18 protein-coding genes are annotated in these 19,113 nt (G+C 63.1%); 8 read left to right on the forward strand and 10 right to left on the reverse strand.

Annotated features, from left to right (window positions below; all coding sequences use genetic code 11):
- Positions 1 to 38: 38 nt before the first annotated feature.
- Together LVS58_RS09130 and LVS58_RS09135 are read right to left on the reverse strand one after the other, a co-directional pair.
- Positions 39 to 572 carry a cytochrome b gene (locus tag LVS58_RS09130; protein ID WP_233690789.1) on the reverse strand — a complete coding sequence of 178 codons (534 nt, stop codon included), beginning with the start codon at positions 570 to 572 and terminating at the stop codon, positions 39 to 41.
- Positions 569 to 1,621, reverse strand: coding sequence for a catalase family peroxidase (locus LVS58_RS09135; RefSeq protein ID WP_233690790.1), 1,053 nt, complete (start codon positions 1,619 to 1,621; stop codon positions 569 to 571). The genes LVS58_RS09130 and LVS58_RS09135 overlap by 4 nt, the downstream gene beginning before the upstream one ends.
- A 123-nt stretch (positions 1,622 to 1,744) precedes the next feature.
- Between LVS58_RS09135 and LVS58_RS09140 the strand changes: the two genes are divergently transcribed.
- Complete coding sequence (locus LVS58_RS09140) at positions 1,745 to 2,266, forward strand: sigma-70 family RNA polymerase sigma factor (protein ID WP_233690791.1); 522 nt, start codon at positions 1,745 to 1,747, stop codon at positions 2,264 to 2,266.
- Positions 2,263 to 3,015, forward strand: a complete 753-nt coding sequence (locus tag LVS58_RS09145) for an anti-sigma factor family protein (RefSeq protein WP_233690792.1) — start codon at positions 2,263 to 2,265, stop codon at positions 3,013 to 3,015. Before LVS58_RS09140 ends, LVS58_RS09145 begins: the two co-directional genes overlap by 4 nt.
- A gap of 40 nt (positions 3,016 to 3,055) precedes the next feature.
- Here the strand turns inward: LVS58_RS09145 and xthA are convergent, their stop codons facing one another.
- The gene (xthA, locus tag LVS58_RS09150) at positions 3,056 to 3,868 is read right to left on the reverse strand and encodes an exodeoxyribonuclease III (protein ID WP_233690793.1); all 813 of its coding nucleotides are present in this window, start codon (positions 3,866 to 3,868) and stop codon (positions 3,056 to 3,058) included.
- A gap of 163 nt (positions 3,869 to 4,031) precedes the next feature.
- Between xthA and LVS58_RS09155 the strand changes: the two genes are divergently transcribed.
- Genes LVS58_RS09155 through LVS58_RS09165 form a run of 3 tightly spaced genes read left to right on the forward strand, consistent with a single transcriptional unit; the run spans position 4,032 to position 10,148 of the window.
- Positions 4,032 to 4,682: a GNAT family N-acetyltransferase gene (locus tag LVS58_RS09155; protein WP_233690794.1), complete on the forward strand. Its 651-nt coding sequence runs from the start codon at positions 4,032 to 4,034 to the stop codon at positions 4,680 to 4,682.
- Positions 4,683 to 4,734: 52 nt separating this feature from the next.
- Positions 4,735 to 6,477, forward strand: coding sequence for an autotransporter assembly complex protein TamA (locus tag LVS58_RS09160; protein ID WP_233690929.1), 1,743 nt, complete (start codon positions 4,735 to 4,737; stop codon positions 6,475 to 6,477).
- Entirely contained in the window at positions 6,474 to 10,148 is a 3,675-nt protein-coding gene (locus tag LVS58_RS09165; protein ID WP_233690795.1) for a translocation/assembly module TamB domain-containing protein, read from the forward strand. Before LVS58_RS09160 ends, LVS58_RS09165 begins: the two co-directional genes overlap by 4 nt.
- A gap of 19 nt (positions 10,149 to 10,167) precedes the next feature.
- On the opposite strand, the gene LVS58_RS09170 is transcribed toward LVS58_RS09165, so the two are convergent.
- From LVS58_RS09170 to LVS58_RS09185, 4 genes are all read right to left on the reverse strand, one after another.
- Entirely contained in the window at positions 10,168 to 10,722 is a 555-nt protein-coding gene (locus LVS58_RS09170; protein ID WP_233690796.1) for a DUF2589 domain-containing protein, read from the reverse strand.
- A gap of 75 nt (positions 10,723 to 10,797) precedes the next feature.
- The gene (locus LVS58_RS09175; protein ID WP_233690797.1) at positions 10,798 to 11,442 is read right to left on the reverse strand and encodes a DUF2589 domain-containing protein; all 645 of its coding nucleotides are present in this window, start codon (positions 11,440 to 11,442) and stop codon (positions 10,798 to 10,800) included.
- A gap of 66 nt (positions 11,443 to 11,508) precedes the next feature.
- Positions 11,509 to 11,889 (reverse strand): Mor transcription activator family protein, encoded by a 381-nt coding sequence (locus LVS58_RS09180; protein WP_233690798.1) that lies wholly within the window; start codon positions 11,887 to 11,889, stop codon positions 11,509 to 11,511.
- 251 nt (positions 11,890 to 12,140) lie between these two features.
- Entirely contained in the window at positions 12,141 to 12,599 is a 459-nt protein-coding gene (locus LVS58_RS09185; protein ID WP_233690799.1) for a hypothetical protein, read from the reverse strand.
- Positions 12,600 to 12,749: 150 nt separating this feature from the next.
- Here LVS58_RS09185 and LVS58_RS09190 point away from each other — a divergent pair, with 150 nt between their 5' ends.
- The gene (locus LVS58_RS09190) at positions 12,750 to 12,938 is read left to right on the forward strand and encodes a hypothetical protein (RefSeq protein WP_003248064.1); all 189 of its coding nucleotides are present in this window, start codon (positions 12,750 to 12,752) and stop codon (positions 12,936 to 12,938) included.
- Between the two features lie 36 nt (positions 12,939 to 12,974).
- On the opposite strand, the gene LVS58_RS09195 is transcribed toward LVS58_RS09190, so the two are convergent.
- A complete protein-coding gene (locus LVS58_RS09195) occupies positions 12,975 to 13,349 on the reverse strand; it encodes a fe2+ zn2+ uptake regulation protein (protein WP_233690800.1) in 375 nt (124 codons plus the stop codon).
- A 196-nt stretch (positions 13,350 to 13,545) separates the two neighbouring features.
- Here LVS58_RS09195 and pvdQ point away from each other — a divergent pair, with 196 nt between their 5' ends.
- A complete protein-coding gene (gene pvdQ, locus LVS58_RS09200; RefSeq protein WP_442796450.1) occupies positions 13,546 to 15,858 on the forward strand; it encodes a bifunctional acylase PvdQ in 2,313 nt (770 codons plus the stop codon).
- 81 nt (positions 15,859 to 15,939) lie between these two features.
- Here the strand turns inward: pvdQ and LVS58_RS09205 are convergent, their stop codons facing one another.
- Both LVS58_RS09205 and LVS58_RS09210 read right to left on the reverse strand, forming a co-directional pair.
- The gene (locus LVS58_RS09205) at positions 15,940 to 16,662 is read right to left on the reverse strand and encodes a UDP-2,3-diacylglucosamine diphosphatase (protein ID WP_060544958.1); all 723 of its coding nucleotides are present in this window, start codon (positions 16,660 to 16,662) and stop codon (positions 15,940 to 15,942) included.
- Entirely contained in the window at positions 16,659 to 17,159 is a 501-nt protein-coding gene (locus LVS58_RS09210) for a peptidylprolyl isomerase (protein WP_010953805.1), read from the reverse strand. The genes LVS58_RS09205 and LVS58_RS09210 overlap by 4 nt, the downstream gene beginning before the upstream one ends.
- 248 nt (positions 17,160 to 17,407) lie before the next feature.
- On the opposite strand from LVS58_RS09210, the gene LVS58_RS09215 reads away from it, so the two are divergent.
- Positions 17,408 to 19,111 (forward strand): glutamine--tRNA ligase/YqeY domain fusion protein, encoded by a 1,704-nt coding sequence (locus LVS58_RS09215; protein WP_233690801.1) that lies wholly within the window; start codon positions 17,408 to 17,410, stop codon positions 19,109 to 19,111.
- The last annotated feature ends 2 nt before the right edge of the window (positions 19,112 to 19,113 follow it).

Raw genomic sequence — 19,113 nt, forward strand, 5'->3', positions numbered from 1 at the left:
GGAATCATTATCGATTATCGAGCCCCGTGCTGCTACCGTCATTCGCTGCGGTGCAAGGGGCCAGGCCACATGCTACGCAACACACCGTCGCGGCGCACCCACGCATGCATCAAGGCTGCCCCCACATGCACCAGCACCGTGGCGAAAAGCAGGTAGCCGGCCCAGCCATGGGCCAGGCGCAACACGGCATACAGCTGCAGGTTGTGGGGGGCGATGGCGGGCAAACCGAGCGGGCGCGGGTAATCGCCTGCCGACAGCATGGCCCAGCCCAGCAATGGCATGGCCAGCATCAGGCCATAGAGCAGCAGATGCGAGGCTCCGGCGGCCCAGCGCTGCAGTTTTGGCAGATCGTTCGGCAGGGGCGGGTGAGGTAGGGTCAGGCGCACAGCGATGCGCAGTACCACCAGCACCATCAGGGCGAGCCCGGTGACCTTGTGCAGGCTGATCAGCACCGGGTGGCGTAGCGACAGGTCGGCGACCATGCTCACGCCGATGAACAGCATGGCCAGAATCAGCACGGCCATCAGCCAGTGCAACAAGCGGGCGAAAGGGTGGAAGGCTTGAGGTTTCATGGCTTGGCTCCGGTGCTGAGCGATTCGCGGCTACGGCGGTTGAACGATTCCGAATAGGCGGCCGAGCGGGCGGCGAGGATCGGATCGGCCGACGCCTCTATGCCGCGGGGCAGGATCAGCGGGTCGAAGTTGAGATCGCGGCAGGCCCCTTGCTCGGGGGCGTCTACCTGTTCCAGCACCAGAGTGCCAGCGTCCACGCTGCGTCGCTCGGCGGGCCACGGCCGGGCAGGGTCGTCCACGGCATCGCCCGGTTCGGCCAGTACCAGGCGCAGCTTCCAGCGCAGCGGGCCTTGGGCAAGGCGCTGCTGCAAGTCGTGTTGCAGGAATTGCTTGTCATCAACCTGCGCGGGCAATGCTGTAAATGCCGTTTGCGGCTCAAGCTGCCAACGCACCGGGTGGGCCGCGCCAGTTGCGTCGATCAGGCGGAAGGCATTGATGCTGTGGTACTGCGTGCTGGCAAAGCTGTCGCTGGGTTTGTAACTTGCCGCCCATTGTCGAAACGCCGCAGTTTCCGGGTGGGCGGCGAAGAACGCCTGCAGCTTGCCAGGGTCGGGTTTGCCGGTAGCCGGGTCTGGTGCGTTCGCCAGTACTTGCTGGTAGAACCCTTGCGGCGTGCTGACTGCCAGCACCGGAGGGTTGTTCATGCCGGTCCGCCAGACCTGGCCGTCGTCGGTGCTTAGCTCAATCGCCAGGCTGCGTACGGGTATACCCGTATCCGGGGCGAACGGGTTGGCACCGCCAATGGCAAAACGGCCAACCACCGGCACCCGTTGCTGGCTAAAGGCGCGCGCCGTGGACAGGTTGGCGGCCTGCCCGCTGGCCTGGAAGTAGCCGCTCACGCACAAGCCCTTGGCGTGGTTCTTGCGGTAGCCGGGGTAATGCCCGGCCTGGGCTTCGAAGGTGTCGATGATGCGCTGTGGCGTCAGTCGGGTTTCGCCGAGCCAGCCGGCGGCATAGGCAAAACCGGCACCTGCGGCCAGCAGCGTGCCGCCAATGGCGGCCAGGCGCAAGGCTTTGGCCGGGCCGTGCAAGGGTGTGTTCATGGTCATCGTCCGGTTCAGTGAAGATGCCAGTACGACGTATCAGAGAAAAAGTTATTCCCTCATCGGGAATAGAATGTGTTCACAGGCGTCTGCCCTTTACACTGACGACCCAGAGGCCGGGACCTAGCCATGCATGATTTGGACGACCACCAGTGGCGCGAGCTGCTGGCTCGCCTGCGCCGCTTTGCCGTGTGGCTCACCCGTGAGCCGGGTAGCGCTGACGACCTGGTGCAGGCTACGGTCGAGCGGGCCCTGAACCGTCGCGACCAGCAACGGGACGCCGATGCTCTGCGTGCCTGGCTATTCACCATCCTTTATCGGCAGTTCCTCGACGGTAAGCGCCGCGAGCGATTGCATGCGCGCTGGTTGTCCTGGTTCGGCCGTAACGAGCACGACGAGGAGCCGGTCGGTGACAACCTCGAAACCATCATTCTGGCACAGGCCGACCTGCAGGCGTTTGCCCAGCTGACGGCGGAGCAGCGTGCCTTGTTGTTGCTGGTCAGCATCGAAGGCTTGAGTTACAAGGAGGCCGCCCAGGCCTTGGGCATCCCCATCGGCACTGTGATGTCGCGCCTGTCGCGCGCGCGCGTTGCCTTGCGCGAACTGACCGAGGGCAACCCCCAGCCCCCGGCCTTGCGGAGACTGAAATGAAGCGCCTGATCCCCAGCGATGACGAATTGCACGCTTACGTCGATGAGCGCCTGGAACCTGTGCGCCGGGCCGAAGTGCAGGCCTGGCTGGCGGCCAATCCGCAAGCTGCGGCACGGGTGGAAGGTTGGCGTGCCGATGCCCGGCGGCTGCGCACAGCGCTGGCCGGATTGGGCGAGCTGCCCGGTGCGGCGCAGCTGGATCTTGGCCAGTTGCGTACGCAGTTGCGCCAGCGTCGGCAGCGGCGTTGGGCTGCGGCGGCGGTGGTGATGCTGGCGTTGGGTGTGGGGGGCTTGGGCGGCTGGCAAGTGCGCGATGCAACCTTGGCGCGGGTCGACCTGCCCATGGCTGATGCTGTTCAGGCGCACCGTTTGTTCGCCAGCAGTGAAGCACTGGATATCCAGGTCAGTGATCCTGGGCAGTTACGCGACTGGCTGGGGCGCCATTTCAGCCGGGTGGGCCAGTTACCGGACCTGGCGGGCTATGGCTTCAAACCGGTGGGCGCGCGTTTGCTCAGCAACGAGCAGGGCCCAGCTGCATTACTGGTGTTCGAAGATGGCAAGGGGCAGCGCATCAGCCTGTTCCTGCGTTCTCCGGGCAACCTGTATCGGCGCATGCCGGACGGGCAGCGGGTCGATGGCCAGCTGGAGGCGCGGTACTGGTCGCATGGGGCTTATAACTTTGCCTTGGTCAGCGCGGCGGACGATGTGCGTGGGGCGGGGGTGGGGGAGGCGTTGAGGTTGGGGTTATGAGTGTGGGCCCAAGGGGTGCGCCTTGGGCCCGTGATCAGAATCAGCTCAACTCCAGCCAGATCGGCGCATGGTCCGACGGCTTTTCCATCCCGCGCAGCTCATAGTCCACGCCTGCTGCCTTGATGCGCGGCACCAGCTGCTGCGAGGCCATGATCAGGTCGATGCGCAGGCCGCGCTTGGGCTCGTCCTCGAAGCCGCGGCTTCGGTAGTCGAACCAGCTGAAACGGTCGGTCACGTCCGGATGCAGGTGGCGGAAGCTGTCCACCAGCCCCCAGCCTTTCAAACGTTCCATCCACTCACGCTCCTCCGGCAAGAAACTGCACTTGCCGGTCTTCAGCCAGCGTTTGGCGTTGTCCGGGCCAATGCCGATATCACAGTCTTGCGGCGAGATGTTCATGTCGCCCATCACCAGCACTGGCTGGTCGTTGCGGAACTGGCTTTCCAGCAGTGCCTGCAGGTCGCTGTAGAAGCGCTGCTTGGCCGGGAACTTGGTGGGGTGGTCGCGGCTTTCGCCCTGGGGGAAATAGCCGTTCATGATGGTGATCGGGCTGCCGTCGGCATCGGCGAAGGTACCCCAGATGAAGCGGCGCTGGGCATCTTCTTCGTCGGTGGCAAAGCCCTTGTGCAGGCTCAGCGGCGCCTGGCGCGACAGCAGGGCCACGCCGTAGTGGCCTTTCTGGCCATGGTAGTGCACGTGGTAACCCAGTGCCTGCACGTCGGCCAGCGGGAACTGATCGTCGCTGACCTTGGTTTCCTGCAGGCCGATCACGTCCGGCTGATGCTTTTCGATCAGCGCCGCCAGCTGATGCGGGCGGGCCCGCAGGCCGTTGATGTTGAAACAGACGATCTTCATGGAAAGACAATCCCGGTAAAAAGGCGCGATGCTAGCCGACATCGACCTTCATCACCAGCATGGCGGCCAGGCGAGCCTGCTGCTAACGTGCTGTTGGGGGTGAACGAAGCGCGCAGGGGCACCTCCAAGGCACTGAACGCCCATTCCAGGAGGTCTGCCCGCAATGCCCGAAACCATAGCCGCCCCGGCCCGTGTCTGCCTGCTCGACGACGGTTACAGCCGCGAGGCGCGTTCGCTGTTGTACAACGCCTACCGCCACGAGCCCACCTTCGCCTATATCTTCGAAGCCCAGCGCACGGGGTATGAGCGGCGCCTGCGGGTGATGGTGCGTGAATGGGTGCGCCAGCACTTCTACCTGCAGCTGCCCGCCATCGGTCTGCTGGTCGAGGACCGCCTCATTGCCCTGGCCCTGATCGTGCCGCCGCTACGCAGGCTGGGCGTGGCCGACAGCTGGGCCTGGCGCCTGCGCATGATGCTGGGTACCGGCCTGCGCTGTACGCGTCGCTACATGGACTACCAGGCCGCCCTGGCCACCTGTCTGCCCACTGACCAGGTGCATGTGCTGCCTTTGCTGGGGGTGCATCCGCAATTTCAGGGCAAGCACTACGGCGAGCAATTGTTACAAGCTGTGCACGACTGGTGCGCGGAGGACCCAGGCACCCAAGGGGTGGTGCTGGATACCGGTAACGAGCACTACCTGGCTTTTTACCAGCGTCAGGGTTATGAGGAAATTGGCGAAGTAGCTGTAGGACCGATCCGAGAGAGGGTGTTCTTTCATCCTAATCCAGTCTCTTCAAAACCCGCTTTTGCCTGAACAGGCCGCCGGGCGGCTCCCTTGAGCGCCTGGCTCTGGTAGCATGCGCCGCATGACGTATTCAGGAAGATTGACCTGGGGCCTGGTTTTCTGGGTCGCCAGTTTCGCAGCATGGGGCCAGAGCGAGTTGTTGGTGAAGGTGAAGCCGGCCAACAAGGCGCTCAAGGCCAATGTCGAAGGCTATATAGGCACATTGGGTGACCGCGACGAAGAAGCACTTTTGCGCTTCAGTCGCGGGGCTGAGGAGCAGGCGCGCAAAGCGGCGCAGGCACTTGGCTACTATCAAGCGCAGATCGATACCGAGGTCAAGCCCGCCAGCGACGCCGACCATCCCCCGCAACTGATCATCAATATCGACCCGGGCGAACCGATCCGCCTGCGCAACGTGACCGTGCGCATCGAGGGCCCTGCCAGCGAGATGAAGGCCTTCCGCGTGCCTGACAGCAAGGCCCTGCGCGCGGGTGAACAACTCAATCACGGCCATTACGAGGATGCCAAGCGGTTAATCCAGAACCAGGCGTCGCGCTATGGCTTCTTCAGTGGGCGCTTCAGTAGCCAGCGCCTGGCCGTCGACCCACAAGCCGGTGTGGCGGACATCGAACTGGTCTACCAGAGTGGCCCGCGTTATCGCCTGGGCGCCGTCACCTTCGGTGGCGATACGCCGCTGGACGAGGACCTGCTGCAGCGCATGGTTTCGTTCAAACCGGGCACCCCTTACGACTCGGAACTGATTGCGGAACTGAACAACGACCTGCAGTCGAGCGGCTATTTCGAAGGCGTGCGTGTGGATGCGGCGCCCACTGCTGCTGTGGGCGAAGACGTCCCGGTGGATGTTCACCTGGAAACCCGTAAACCACGCACCATGGGCCTTGGCCTGGGCTTCTCGACCGACGTCGGGCCGCGCGGCAAGGCCAACTGGACCCGCCACTGGGTCAACCCGCAAGGTCACAGCTATGGCTGGGAAACCGAACTGTCGGCCCCGCGCCAGAACGTGGGCCTGTGGTATGACATTCCGCTCGATCCGCCACTGACCGACAAGCTGCGCTTCGCCGGTGGTTACCAGAACGAGGAGCTTGCCGGCACCGACACGCTCAGCAAGCTGTTGACGGTCGGCCCCGAGTGGCACAGCAAGCTGCCCAGTGGCTGGCAGCGGGTGATTTCGCTCAAGTACCAACGCGAAGAATATCGCCTGGGTGACGACTCGGGTTTGAGTAATCTGTTGATGCCTGGCATCAGCTATTCCTTCCTGCGCAGTGACAACCGCATCGATCCGCACAACGGCTATCGCCTACAGTTCGATGTTCAAGGGGCCAAGGAAGGGCTGGTTTCCGACACCAACCTGCTGCACGGCAACGTTTTGCTCAAAGGCCTGACCACGCTTGGCCACAACCACCGCTTTCTGGGGCGGGTACAGTTTGGTGGCAGTGCAACCAATGGCTTCAAGAACAACATTCCGCCGTCGCTGCGTTTCTTCGCGGGTGGCGACCAGAGCGTGCGCGGTTACGACTACCAGACCCTGTCGCCGAAGAACAGCGACGGTGACCGTATTGGCGGGCGCTACCTGGTGGCAGGCAGTGTCGAGTACCAGTATTCGCTGACCGAAAAATGGCGGGTGGCGACGTTCGTCGACCAAGGCAACTCGTTCAACGACCTGGAACTGCCCAGCCTCAAGACCGGTGTCGGCTTTGGTGTGCGCTGGGTGTCGCCGGTCGGGCCGCTGCGTCTGGACCTGGCCAAGGCGCTGGATGACGAAGGGGGCATTCGCCTGCACTTTTCCATGGGGCCTGAGCTGTGAAGCGCGTAATCAAATATATTTCACTGGGCCTGCTTGGGGGCGTGGCGGGCATGGGCCTGGTGCTCGGCTTGCTGCTGGGTACCCAGGGCGGCAGCCGCTGGGTACTGGGCAAGGTACCCGGGCTTGAAGTGGCCGACTTCCAGGGTCGCCTGGCGGGCAGTTGGCAGGCCAGCCGGCTGAGCTGGGCCGACGGTAGCAGCAAGGTGGAGATGCAGGCGCCATTGCTGGCCTGGTCGCCTGCTTGTTTGCTGCGCGCTACCTTGTGCATTGATCGGTTGCAGGCACACCGCATTGACATGGCCTTTGCGCCAAGCACCGAACCGACCGAAAGCGCCCCGCTGCAATTGCCAGCCCTGCGCTTGCCGCTAGCCATCGAACTGGGCGAGGTCAAGGTCGGGCAGCTGCGCCTGGATGGCAGCGACCTGCTTGGCGATTTGCAACTGGCTGCGCACTGGACCACCCGCGGGATACGCATTGACAGCCTGCGGTTGCTGCGCGATGACTTGCAATTGAACCTGCAGGGCGACCTGCAACCCGAAGGCGACTGGCCGGTGCAACTGCAGGCGCAATTGCAGTTGCCTGCGGTAGACGCAAAACCTTGGCAACTGACACTGACGGCCAGTGGCCAATTGCAGAAGACGTTGGCACTCGCCGGCACCAGCAGTGGTTACCTCGATGCCACATTGAGCGGGCAGTTGCAGGCATTGGCCGAGCACCTGCCGGCGACCTTGCAGATCCGCTCCGAGGCGTTCAAACCGGCAGGCGCGTTGCCTGATACCTTGCAACTGAACCAGCTCAAGCTCGATGCCAAGGGCGATCTGCTCAATGGCTATCAACTGTCTGGCACGGCCAGCCTGCCGGCTGAGCAGTCACCCATCGCCTTGGCCCTGTCCGGGCTGGTCGACAGTAAGGGCGCCCGGCTTGACGCCCTGGACCTGACCGCCAGCGACAGCCAACGGGTCAAGCTGCAAGCCACGGCTGACTGGCAGCAAGGCCTGAGCGCCGATGCGCAGCTGGACTGGCAGGACTTCCCGTGGTTGCGTCTGTTCCCACTGGAGACACCGCCCGAGGTCACCCTCAAGCGCTTCAACACCCAGGTGCATTATCGCGATGGCAATTACCAGGGGACCTTCACGGGGGACCTGGACGGCCCGGCGGGAGCGTTCAGCCTGGCCAGCCCGTTCGAAGGTGACCTCGCCCAGGTGAAACTGCCGCAGTTGGCGCTGACCGCCGGCCAGGGCAAGGCAGCCGGCAGTGTCGCCGTACGTTTTGCCGACACCCTGGCCTGGGATGTCGACCTGCAGCTTTCCGCGCTCGACCCGGCCTACTGGCTGGCCGAACTGCCCGGTACCCTGGCGGGACCACTGCGCAGCAAAGGCGAACTGAAAGGCGATGCACTTACCCTCGATGCCCAGCTTGATCTCAAAGGCCGCCTGCGTGGTCAGCCAGCCATGCTCAAGGCCGAGGCCCAAGGGGCAGGGCAAAGCTGGACCCTGGGCGCGCTGGCTATCCAGCTAGGTGACAACCGCATCAACGGCAGTGGCAGCTTGCAACAGCGCCTGGCTGGGCAAATCGACCTTGACTTGCCGCGCCTGGGCCAGTTGTGGCCAAGGCTGCAAGGCCGGGTCAAGGGGCGGCTGGATGTCGCCGGCACCTTGCAGGCCCCGCAAGGTACGCTCACCCTGCAGGGCCAGCGCTTGGCCCAGGGCGAAAACCGCCTGCAGCAGCTGGACCTGGATGCCCGCCTGGACAACGCCCAACGCGGTGTAGTCGGGCTCAAGGCAACCGGTATCCACCTGGGTGATACAGCCTTGGGCACCTTGCAGGCCAACGGCAAAGGCGACATTCGCCAACAGGCCTTGACCCTGTCGCTGGACGGTCCGCAGCTCAAGCTAGACCTTGGCCTGGATGGCCAGCTGAGCAAAGGTGACTGGCGCGGGCGCCTGGCCACTGGACGAATCCAGGCCGGTGGCCAGGACTGGCAGTTGCAGGCGCCTGCACGCCTGCAGCGGCTGGCCAGCGGCCAGCTCGACTTTGGGGCCCACTGCTGGCGCTCCGGCCAGGCCAGCCTGTGTGGGGACGATCAGCGGCTGGCCCCCGAACCGCGCCTGCGCTATCACCTCAAGCAGTTCCCGCTGGGCAGCCTGGCCCAGTGGCTGCCGAAGGACTTTGCCTGGCAAGGCCTGCTCAATGCCGATATCAACCTGGAAATCCCGGCCAGCGGCCCCAAGGGCACTGTTGTTGTCGATGCCAGTGGCGGCACCTTGCGCGTGCGCGACAACGGCCGCTGGGTCGATTTCCCTTACCAGGCCCTGCGCCTGGACAGCACGCTGGCACCGCGGCGCATCGATACGCGCCTGGCGTTTCGCGGCGAGCGCCTGGGGGAGCTGAACGTCAACGCCCGGCTCGATCCGCTGGGCAAGAACAAACCGTTGTCGGGTGATTTCCGCCTGGCCGGGCTGGACCTGTCGGTGGCCCGCCCATTCGTGCCCATGGTCGAACGCCTGGCCGGGCAGCTCAATGGCAGTGGTCGGCTTTCAGGCACCTTGCTGGCACCTCAGGTCAACGGCAACCTGATGCTCAGTGGTGGCGAGGTCAGTGGTGCCGAGCTGCCGGCCAGCCTTCAGGACCTGTCATTGCAGGCGCTGATTGCCGGCGAGCAAGTGCAGCTCAACGGTAACTGGCGCAGTGGCGAGGCGGGACGTGGCCAGCTGAGCGGCAACCTCACCTGGGGGCAGGCACTGGGCATGGATGTGCGTCTGCAAGGCCAGCAACTGCCGGTCGCGGTCGAGCCCTACGCCACACTGGAAGTTGCCCCGGACCTGACCTTGCGCCTGATCAATGACAAGCTGGCGGTGACCGGCAAGGTGCAGGTGCCCAAGGGCAAGATCACGGTACGTGAGCTGCCGCCGTCCACGGTCAAGGTGTCGGATGACACGGTAATCGTCGGTCACCAGACCGAGGAAGGCAAACCGCCCATGGCAATGGCCATGGACATCGATGTCGAAGTCGGCCGCGACAAGCTGTCGTTCAGCGGCTTCGGGCTTACTGCCAACCTGCTGGGTCATGTGCACATCGGCGATAACCTCGATACCCGTGGCGAACTGAGCCTGGCAGACGGCCGCTATCGTGCCTACGGTCAGCGCCTCACCATACGCCGGGCGCGTCTGCTGTTCGCCGGCCCGATCGACCAGCCATACCTGGACATCGAAGCGATCCGCAAGGTTGACGATGTAATTGCCGGCATCCGCCTGAGCGGCAGCGCCGAGCAGCCGACGACCAAAGTGTTCTCGGAACCGGCCATGAGCCAGGAGCAGGCGCTTTCGTACCTGGTACTGGGGCGGCCATTGGGCAATAGCGGCGAAGATAACAACATGCTGGCCGAGGCGGCCCTTGGCCTGGGCCTTGCCGGGAGCGCAGGCATTACCGGCAGCCTGGCGTCGAGCCTGGGGATCGACGACTTTCAGCTGGATACCGAAGGTTCTGGCAACAGCACCAGCGTGGTCGCCAGCGGCAACATCACCGAGAAGCTGAGCCTTCGTTACGGGGTGGGCGTGTTCGAACCGGCCAACACGATCGCGTTGCGTTACAAGCTGAGCAAGAAGGTTTACCTCGAGGCCGCCAGTGGGCTGGCAAGCTCACTGGATATCTTCTACAAGCGCGACTTCTAGGCCCGCAGCGTGGCGGCCATCAACGCACGGTGGCCGCCTCGATGAACTCGTTGGTGTCGGGCGAGGACGGTGGGGTGGTGGCGCGTACCGGGACGATCAGGTTGGTGTATTCCTCGATCAACCGATTCAGGGCCTCTGGCGGTTCGCTTGCCTGGAACTGCATGCGGATCTGCACTTCGTCCGGGTCTCGGTTTTCGCCCTGACGGCCTTGGCCGCCAATGGTGACCTTGAAACTGGCGGCCTTGCTCTCGCTTGCGTTCAGCAGTGCCTGCTGCGCCTCGGTGCCTTTGACCCTTACCGACAGGTCGACCTGCATGCGCTCAAGGGCCAGGCCTTTGGGTGACACCAGCGCAAACAGGGGGACGCGCATGATGTGCTGCCCATCCATGGCCACCTCGACCATCTTGGCTTTCATGGGGGCGCCCAGCGCCTCGGTGTCGCACTCGAAAAACTGGTCGAACAGGGTGATGTACTGCTGGGCAATCAGGCTGTTGGTGGCACTGGCGGCTTCTTGCAGACCGCGGGTAATTTCACGCAGGTCAATGGAGGTCATGGGTGCGGGGGGCTTTTGCAACGATTCGACTCCTCAGGCCAGGGTGTGCCCCTCCCGCAACCGGCAGGAGGGGCTATGGGGGTAAACGCTAGCGTTTTACGGGGTCGGCAGGGTTGCAGGTGCGGGCCGTTTCAAGGTATCCGCCTGGGATATTTCGTCCAGGCTTTCCAGTTCGGCGGTTCGGACAACGGTTGGTTTGGTTGCGGCGTCGGTGAGAAACTCGATTACCCTCATCATCGCTTCGGGCGGTTCCTGACGCTTCAGGGTCGTGTTGAAGGCATAACGGGCGCGGGTATCTGTTTTGCGGGTTTGCGTGGATTTGTGACTCACGCTGCCTTTCACGTTCAGTTTGAACGGCCCCCATCCCAGTGAGCCGGTAGCTTCTGCATTCATGTCCTTGCTGGAAACATCCTCCGACATCTGATTGATAACCAGCTCGAACTCTACAGTACCCTCTTCGATGGAAATATTCGGGTGGGTAATGGCCGCCATCAGCGGCACTTTCATGGTCTTGCTGACCACGCCTTTGTATTCGCCCTGTTCGTCGACGATGGTTTCATCGTAGTCGAACTGGATGGCGACTGCCTTGCCATCCTGGACGCATACCTGCATCAGGAAGTCGGCGTACGATTTGCTGGCGGTTACCTGCGCCTGGACCATGGCCTGCAAGGGGCCGGCGATCATGCGGTCCATCGGCAGTGCATTGACCACGGAGCCTATCAGGCTGTTATCTAACGACATATCGGGAAGCTCGCTCTATTGGAGTGGGGTAAGGCAGCCGCGAATAGCAGGCAAGGTGTACGGGCGTCAGCGCGTGCAAAGCTCCTGGCGCCGGATGTTGCCGATCTGACGCAGGCTCAGGCCGTACTTGTTGGCCAGCAGGCTGCGGGACAAGCCGTTGGCGCTTTCCTTCTGGATCTGCTGGTTGCGCAGCTGACGCAGAAAGTGGTCAGCCTTGGGGATCTCCAGGGCGACCCCGGCGAAACGCTTGATCAGTGCGTCGAGCGCTTCGGCCGGTAGCACGTCAGCGAGCTTGGTGCGCTCGCGGTGCTTGGGGATGTACTTGGGCCTGCCGCCGTAGGCGCAGGTCAGTTGGTAGGCGTTTTCGATGCCGATGCAGTCGATCAGGGCCTGCAGTGAGTGGGGCAGTTGGCTGATATCGATCTGGCTCAAATCTGGCGTTTGCATATGGCGCTCCTTCGGGGTAGATGGGATGTGCGACCCGATCACCCGCGGCGTTATGTCGAAGGTGTGAACAAATTCTGTGCGACAGCCGAGGCGCGTCGCTAGGCGGCATATGGGTTGGGGGTTGTAGCTTCGGTGAACAGGATTTGCAGGCAGCGATATCTGGCTCTGTAGGAAATGGCATCGACATCTGGCTGTGCCTCCTGATTTCCTGTCGGGTCGCTCGCAACGATGCGGAATGGGTGCGGCCCCCCTCAATCGCAGGGGTAGCTGCTCAGCAAGCTGGCACTTCCCAGATAGGCTTGAGGGGTGGCGTGCATGCCTGGCGGCAACGTGCGCCAATCGACCAGCAGGCACAGCGCGTGCAACGGCTGGCCGTTGCGCTGGCCGATGACCTGGTCGGCAAAGTGGCGGCGGTACAGTACCTGGGTCTGCCGCAGTGGCTGCGCCAGGTCGGCCTGCGCCAGTGTTAGTCGGGCCAGGTCGGGCAAGCGGGCTGTGGGCACGCTGAAATGTACCGGTGCAGTTTCTGTCTGCAGGTAGCCGGCCTGGCGTACGCGTTGCCACAGTTGTTGCCATTGGCTGGCACCGGCATGGGTGGCCAACTGGCGGCCCAGATCGAGCAGGTGTTCGGGCGGCGTCTGCTGAGTGTCCAGTGCATGAAGGGAGAGCGGGGTCAGTAACAGCGATGCGAACAACAGGGGTTTGTACATGGTGCCTCCGGCGTGGGTGCTAGGAAGCCCCATGCTTTCAGGCTGACGTCACCCCAGCCAGCAGGAAATCCAGCGCCGGGGGCGGTGCCGTTGTATCATTGCGGCGGCTCGTTGCGAGCCATTTGCCCCTGATGTTGCAAGGAACATTCGATGACACACGTGCAGCGCCTCAAATATTCACTTCTGATCATCCTGGTGGTACTGGGCCTGATGCTGGGCCTGTCCCACCTGCAGAAGCAGGGCACGATCAGTGAGCAGACCTTCCAGATGCTGGCCATCGCCATTGCCGTGGTGGTCGTGGTGATCAACGGCATTCTGCGGCGCAAGGTCAAGCCCTGATCTGTGCGGGCCGGCCAGGTATGGCCGGCCATGCGCTCAGCGCGAGGGTGTTTGCTCCAGTACGGCGCGCGCCTGGGGGTCGAGCCTGTAGCACTTGTCGCTACCCAGTTGTATGACGCCTTCGGTGCACAGGCGCTTGAGCACTTCTCGCACACTGAGGAATGACAGCGGGATATCCAGCTGTTCCAGTTGTGCGTGCACCCCGCGCACGCCAATACTGCGGCCATTGCGGTCGGCGGCATGCAAGGCATCGATAACCTTCAGGCGGATCAGGCTGGTGCGCAGGCCGAAGGTGCGCAACAGCTCACGGATCTGTTCATTGCCGATTCGTTCTTCAGCCAATACGTCCTGTCCCTTGGACGCTTTGCCTGGCACGCGCCCGGCCTGGATCGCGGTTTGCGGGTTGTACATGCGAATGCTCCTTTTCGTGGACGAACCCGAAATGTGGGTGGCTCACTTACTAGGACGAATGAGAACGCAAAAACTGCAACCCATTCGTGAAAAAAATGCCTGTTTCTTATCAAGACGATCCATCGCCTTGTAATAGGTAAAATATTCATCTGGCCATTCGTCTGATCGGGATGACCCCCGAACCCGAGGAGTGCCCGTGTTTCCACTTTGCCGTCCCATGACTTGCGCCGGCCTGGCCGCTGCCTTGGTGGCCATCAGCGTCGGAGTGCAGGCGCAGCCCGCGATAGCCGATGCCAGTGCGCAGATCCGCTATACCCGTTACGGCGTACCGCATATCGTGGCCAAGGATGAGCGTGGCCTGGGCTATGGCGTCGGCTATGCCTACGCCCAGGACAACCTATGCCTGCTCGCCAATGAAGTGCTGACCGTGAGCGGTGAGCGCTCGCGCTATTTCGGCGCCAAGGGCAAGACCCTGGAGCAGCGTGACAACCTGGCCAGCGACCTGTTCTTCACCTGGCTCAATAACCCCGTGGCGGTCGAGGCCTTCCTGCAGGCGCAACCCGCGCCGGTACAGGCATTGCTGGCGGGTTATGCCAGTGGCTACAACCGGGCGTTGCTCGAGCGCCGTCGTCAAGGGCTGCCCGCCGAGTGTGGCGATGGTGAATGGGTGCGGCCCATCAGTAGCCAGGATCTGGTCAAACTGACCCGCCGTCTACTGGCCGAGGGCGGTGTCGGGCAGTTCGTCGAGGCGCTGGCAGGGGCGCAACCGCCAACGGTGACACGTCAGCAAGCGTCAGCGGGCTTTGCCAGCGCGTTGGCCCGGCAGGAGCGGTTCGCCACGGAGCGCGGCAGCAATGCGGTGGCAGTAGGCGCGCAGCGTTCAGCCAATGGCCGCGGCCTGTTGCTGGCCAACCCGCACTTCCCCTGGATGGGCGCCATGCGTTTCTACCAGATGCAACTGACCATTCCCGGCCAGCTCGATGTGATGGGCGCGGCGCTGCCGGGCCTGCCGGTGATCAACATTGGTTTCAACCAGCACCTGGCGTGGACGCACACCGTCGACACCTCCAAGCACTTCACGCTCTACCGCCTGCAACTCGACCCCAAGGACCCGACCCGCTATGTGCTCGATGGCAAGTCGCTACCTATGGCCCGGCAAACCATTCGTGTTGCGGTCAAGGGCACGGATGGCAGCCTGAGCCAGATTGAGCGGCCGGTCTACAGTTCGCAGTTCGGCCCGGTGGTGCAATGGCCAGGCCGCCTGGACTGGGATGCACAGGCGGCCTATAGCGTGCGAGACGCCAACCTTGAAAACGCACGGGTGTTGCAGCAGTGGTACCAGATCAACCGAGCCGACAGCCTGGCGGCATTGAGGGGATCGGTCGAGCAGTTGCAAGGTATTCCTTGGGTCAACACGCTGGCTGTGGATCAGGGAGGGCGGGCGTTGTACCTGAACCAGTCGGTAGTGCCCTATGTTGACCAGCAACTGTTGAATACCTGCAGCAACCCGCAGGCGCAAGGGCGCCTGGTGGTGCTGGATGGCTCGCGTAGCGCATGTCAGTGGAAGGTTGACGCGCAGGCGGCGCAACCGGGCATCTTCCCGGCGCGGCTGCTGCCAAGCCTGGAGCGCGAAGACTTCGTTCAGAACTCCAACGACCCTGCCTGGATGGCCAACCCGGCGCAGCCGCTGACCGGCTACTCTCCACTGGTCAGCCGCAATGACCAGCCACTGGGCATGCGTGGCCGCTTTGCCTTGCAACGCCTGCAGGGCAAAGCCCGGTTAGGTGTAGATGAACTGCAGCGCATGGTCACCGATGACGAAGTGTACCTGGCCCGCCTGGTGTTGCCAGACCTGCTGCAATGGTGCAAGGGCGCCAGCGCAGATGTGCAGGCCGTGTGCAGCAGCCTGGCCGCCTGGAACGGCAAGGCCGACCTCGACAGTGGTATGGGCCTGGTGCACTTCCAGAACCTGTTCGACGCGCTGGCCGAGCACCCGGAAAGCTGGCGAGTGGCATTCAACCCGGCCGACCCTCAGCACACCCCGCGCGGCCTGGCTGTGGAGCGGGCGGCGGTGAGCAGGCTGGTACATCAGGCAGCACTGGCGTCGCTCAGGCAGGTCAGTGAAAGTGGCGTTGCCGGGGAGGCGCGCTGGGGGCAGGTGCAACAGGCCCTTGATGGCACGCCGGTACCGGGCGGCCCACAGGCGCTAGGGGTGTACAACGCGATATACAGCGTGCCGCACGGGCAGGGCAAACGGCTGGTGGTGAGCGGCACCAGCTACCTGCAACTGGTCAGCTTTACCGACAAGGGGCCAGAAGCCCGTGGTCTGCTGGCATTTTCCCAGTCGAGTGAGAAGGCTTCGGCGCATGCCAGTGATCAGACCAAGGCATTTGCGGCCAAGCAACTGGTGGTGATCCCGTTTACCGAGGCGCAGATCAAAGCAGACCCTGAGTACCGGGAAGTGGTGATCAGTGAGCAGGACAAGGGGGCGGTAGTCAGCCAGCCCTGAGGCGTCAGCCTGCGCCGGCCCATTCGCGGGTAAACCCGCTCCTACAGGGGCCTGCGGGCTTGCCCGCGAGACCCTGTACTGTCAGGAGAACTCGAACGGCGCCAACTGAAACCCTTGGTCATCGACCTGCAAGGCCCAGCCACGGCGGTCCCAGTCGCCCAGCACGATACGCCGTGCCGGCTGGCCATCGACCACCAGCTTGTGAATCGCTGGCCGATGGGTATGGCCGTGCACCAACGTGCGCACGCCATGCGCCGCCATCACCTTTGGCACTTCTTCCGGTGTGACGTCGACAATCTCGGTGGACTTCATACGCGTTTGTGTACGGCTTTCATTGCGCAGCTTGCGCGCCAGCCTGTAGCGGGCCGACAGCGGCAGGTGGCGCAGGATCCACAAGCTCAGCGGATTGCGCAGCAGGCGGCGCATCTTCATGTAGCCCAGGTCGCGGGTGCACAGGGTGTCGCCATGCATCAGCAGCACCTGTTCACCGCCCAGCTCGATCACGCTGGGGTCGCTCAACAATGTGCAACCAGCGGCATCGCAGAAGGCCTGGCCAATCAGGAAGTCACGGTTGCCATGCATCAGGTAGATGGCCGTGCCACTGTCGCTCAGCCGGCGCATGGCCTGGCAGATCGACTGCTGGAAGGGCGTCATGGCATCGTCGCCAATCCACGCTTCGAAGAAGTCACCAAGAATGTACAGGGCCTTGGCGTGGCGGGCGCGGCCATCGAGCAGATCAAGAAACGCCCGGGAAATGTCCGGGCGTTCTTCTTGCAGGTGCAGATCAGAGATCAGCAGGATCACTCAATGATCTCGGCTTTCTCGATGATCACGTCGTCCTTCGGTACGTCCTGGTGGCCAGCCTTGGAGCCGGTGGCCACTTTTTCGATGGCGTCGACCACTTCACGGCCTTCGATCACTTCACCGAATACGGCATAACCCCAGCCTTGCACGTTCTTGCCGCTGTGGTTGAGGAAGTCGTTGTCGGAGGCGTTGATGAAGAACTGCGCCGAGGCGGAATGCGGTTCCATGGTACGGGCCATGGCAATGCTGTACTTCTTGTTCTTCAGGCCGTTGTCGGCTTCGTTCTGGATGCTGGCGCGGGTTTTCTTCTGGCTCATGCCGGCCTCAAAGCCGCCGCCCTGGATCATGAAGCCTTTGATCACACGGTGGAATACGGTGCCATTGTAGTGGCCGTCCTTGACGTACTGAACGAAGTTTTCGGTAGTCAGTGGCGCTTTCTCGGCATCCAGTTGCAGGACGATGTCGCCGTGGTTGGTGCTCAGTTTGACTTTGGACATGCTGAAATTCGCTCTTTCAAGGCAATCAGAAAATAGGGTGCGCAAGGCGCGGGTTATCACCAGACGCAGGATCAGGCGGTCGCGACACATGGCGCGCACTGGCCATTTTGCCAGGCTGCGGCAAAAAGCCGTGATAAATCACACCAGTTTGTCCGGGCCCGGCTGTCAGCAGCTTGACTGCTTCGGCTATGATAGGCCCTTTGATTCAATCGGCCTACCCAGGCTGGACACACGCATTCAAGGATCCTATGAGCAAGCCCACTGCCGACAACGCGCCCAACGCCGCTGCCAAAGGCGCCCCCGCTGTCCCTGCGAACTTCCTGCGGCCGATCATCCAGGCCGACCTGGACTCGGGCAAGCACAGCAGCATCGTCACCCGTTTCCCGCCGGAGCCCAATGGTTACCTGCACATCGGCCACGCCAAGTCGATCTGCGTCAACTTCGGCCTGGCCAAGGAGTTCGGCGGCGTCTGCCACCTGCGTTTCGACGATACCAACCCGGCCAAGGAAGACCAGGAGTACATCGACGCCATCCAGAGCGATGTCAAATGGCTGGGCTTCGAGTGGGGCGGCGACGTGCGCTATGCCTCCGACTATTTCGACCAGTTGCACGACTGGGCGGTCGAACTGATCAAGCGCGGCAAGGCCTACGTCTGCGACCTTACTCCCGAGCAAGCCAAGGAATACCGCGGCAACCTCAAGGAGCCGGGCAAGAACAGCCCGTTCCGCGAGCGCAGCGTGGAAGAAAACCTCGACCTGTTCGCCCGCATGAAGGCCGGCGAGTTCAAGGATGGCGAGCGTGTGCTGCGGGCCAAGATCGACATGGCCTCGCCAAACATGAACCTGCGCGACCCTATCCTGTACCGCATTCGCCATGCCCACCACCATCAGACCGGTGACAAGTGGTGCATCTACCCCAACTACGACTTCACCCACGGCCAGTCGGACGCCATCGAGGGCATTACCCACTCGATCTGCACCCTGGAGTTCGAAGGGCATCGTCCGCTGTACGACTGGTTCCTCGACAACCTGCCGGTGCCGGCACACCCGCGCCAGTACGAGTTCAGCCGCCTGAACCTGAACTACACTATTACCTCCAAGCGCAAGCTCAAGCAGCTTGTTGACGAGAAGCACGTCGACGCCTGGGACGACCCACGCATGTCGACCCTGTCCGGCTTCCGTCGCCGTGGCTACACGCCGGCTTCGATCCGCAACTTCTGCGAAATGATCGGCACCAACCGTTCCGACGGTGTGGTCGACATGTCGATGCTCGAGTTCAGCATCCGTGACGACCTGGACCGCACCGCGCCACGCGCGATGTGTGTGCTGCGCCCGCTGAAAGTGGTCATCACCAATTACCCGGAAGGCCAGGTCGAGCAGCTTGAGCTGCCACGTCACCCGAAGGAAGACATGGGCGTGCGTGTGCTGCCATTCTCCCGCGAGCTGTACATCGACCGCGACGACTTCATGGAAGAACCGCCGAAGGGCTACAAGCGCCTGGAACCGGCCGGTGAAGTGCGCCTGCGCGGCAGCTACGTGATTCGTGCTGACGAAGCGGTCAAGGACGCCGACGGCAATATCGTCGAACTGCGTTGCTCGTACGACGCGGACACCCTGGGCAAGAACCCTGAAGGCCGCAAGGTCAAGGGCGTGATCCACTGGGTGCCGGCCGAGGGCAGCGTCGAGTGCGAAGTGCGTCTGTACGACCGCCTGTTCCGCTCGCCGAACCCGGAAAAGACCGAGGAGGGCGGCAGCTTCCTGGACAACATCAACCCTGCTTCGCTGCAAGTGCTCAGCGGTTGCCGTGCCGAGCCGTCGCTGGCCCAGGCGCAGCCCGAGGACCGCTTCCAGTTCGAGCGCGAAGGCTACTTCTGCGCCGACCTGAAAGACAGCCAGCCGGGTCGCCCGGTGTTCAACCGCACTGTCACCCTGCGTGACTCCTGGGGCAGCTGAGG

The sequence above is a fragment of the Pseudomonas sp. JR33AA genome (assembly GCF_021378985.1).
Classification (GTDB): domain Bacteria; phylum Pseudomonadota; class Gammaproteobacteria; order Pseudomonadales; family Pseudomonadaceae; genus Aquipseudomonas; species Aquipseudomonas alloputida.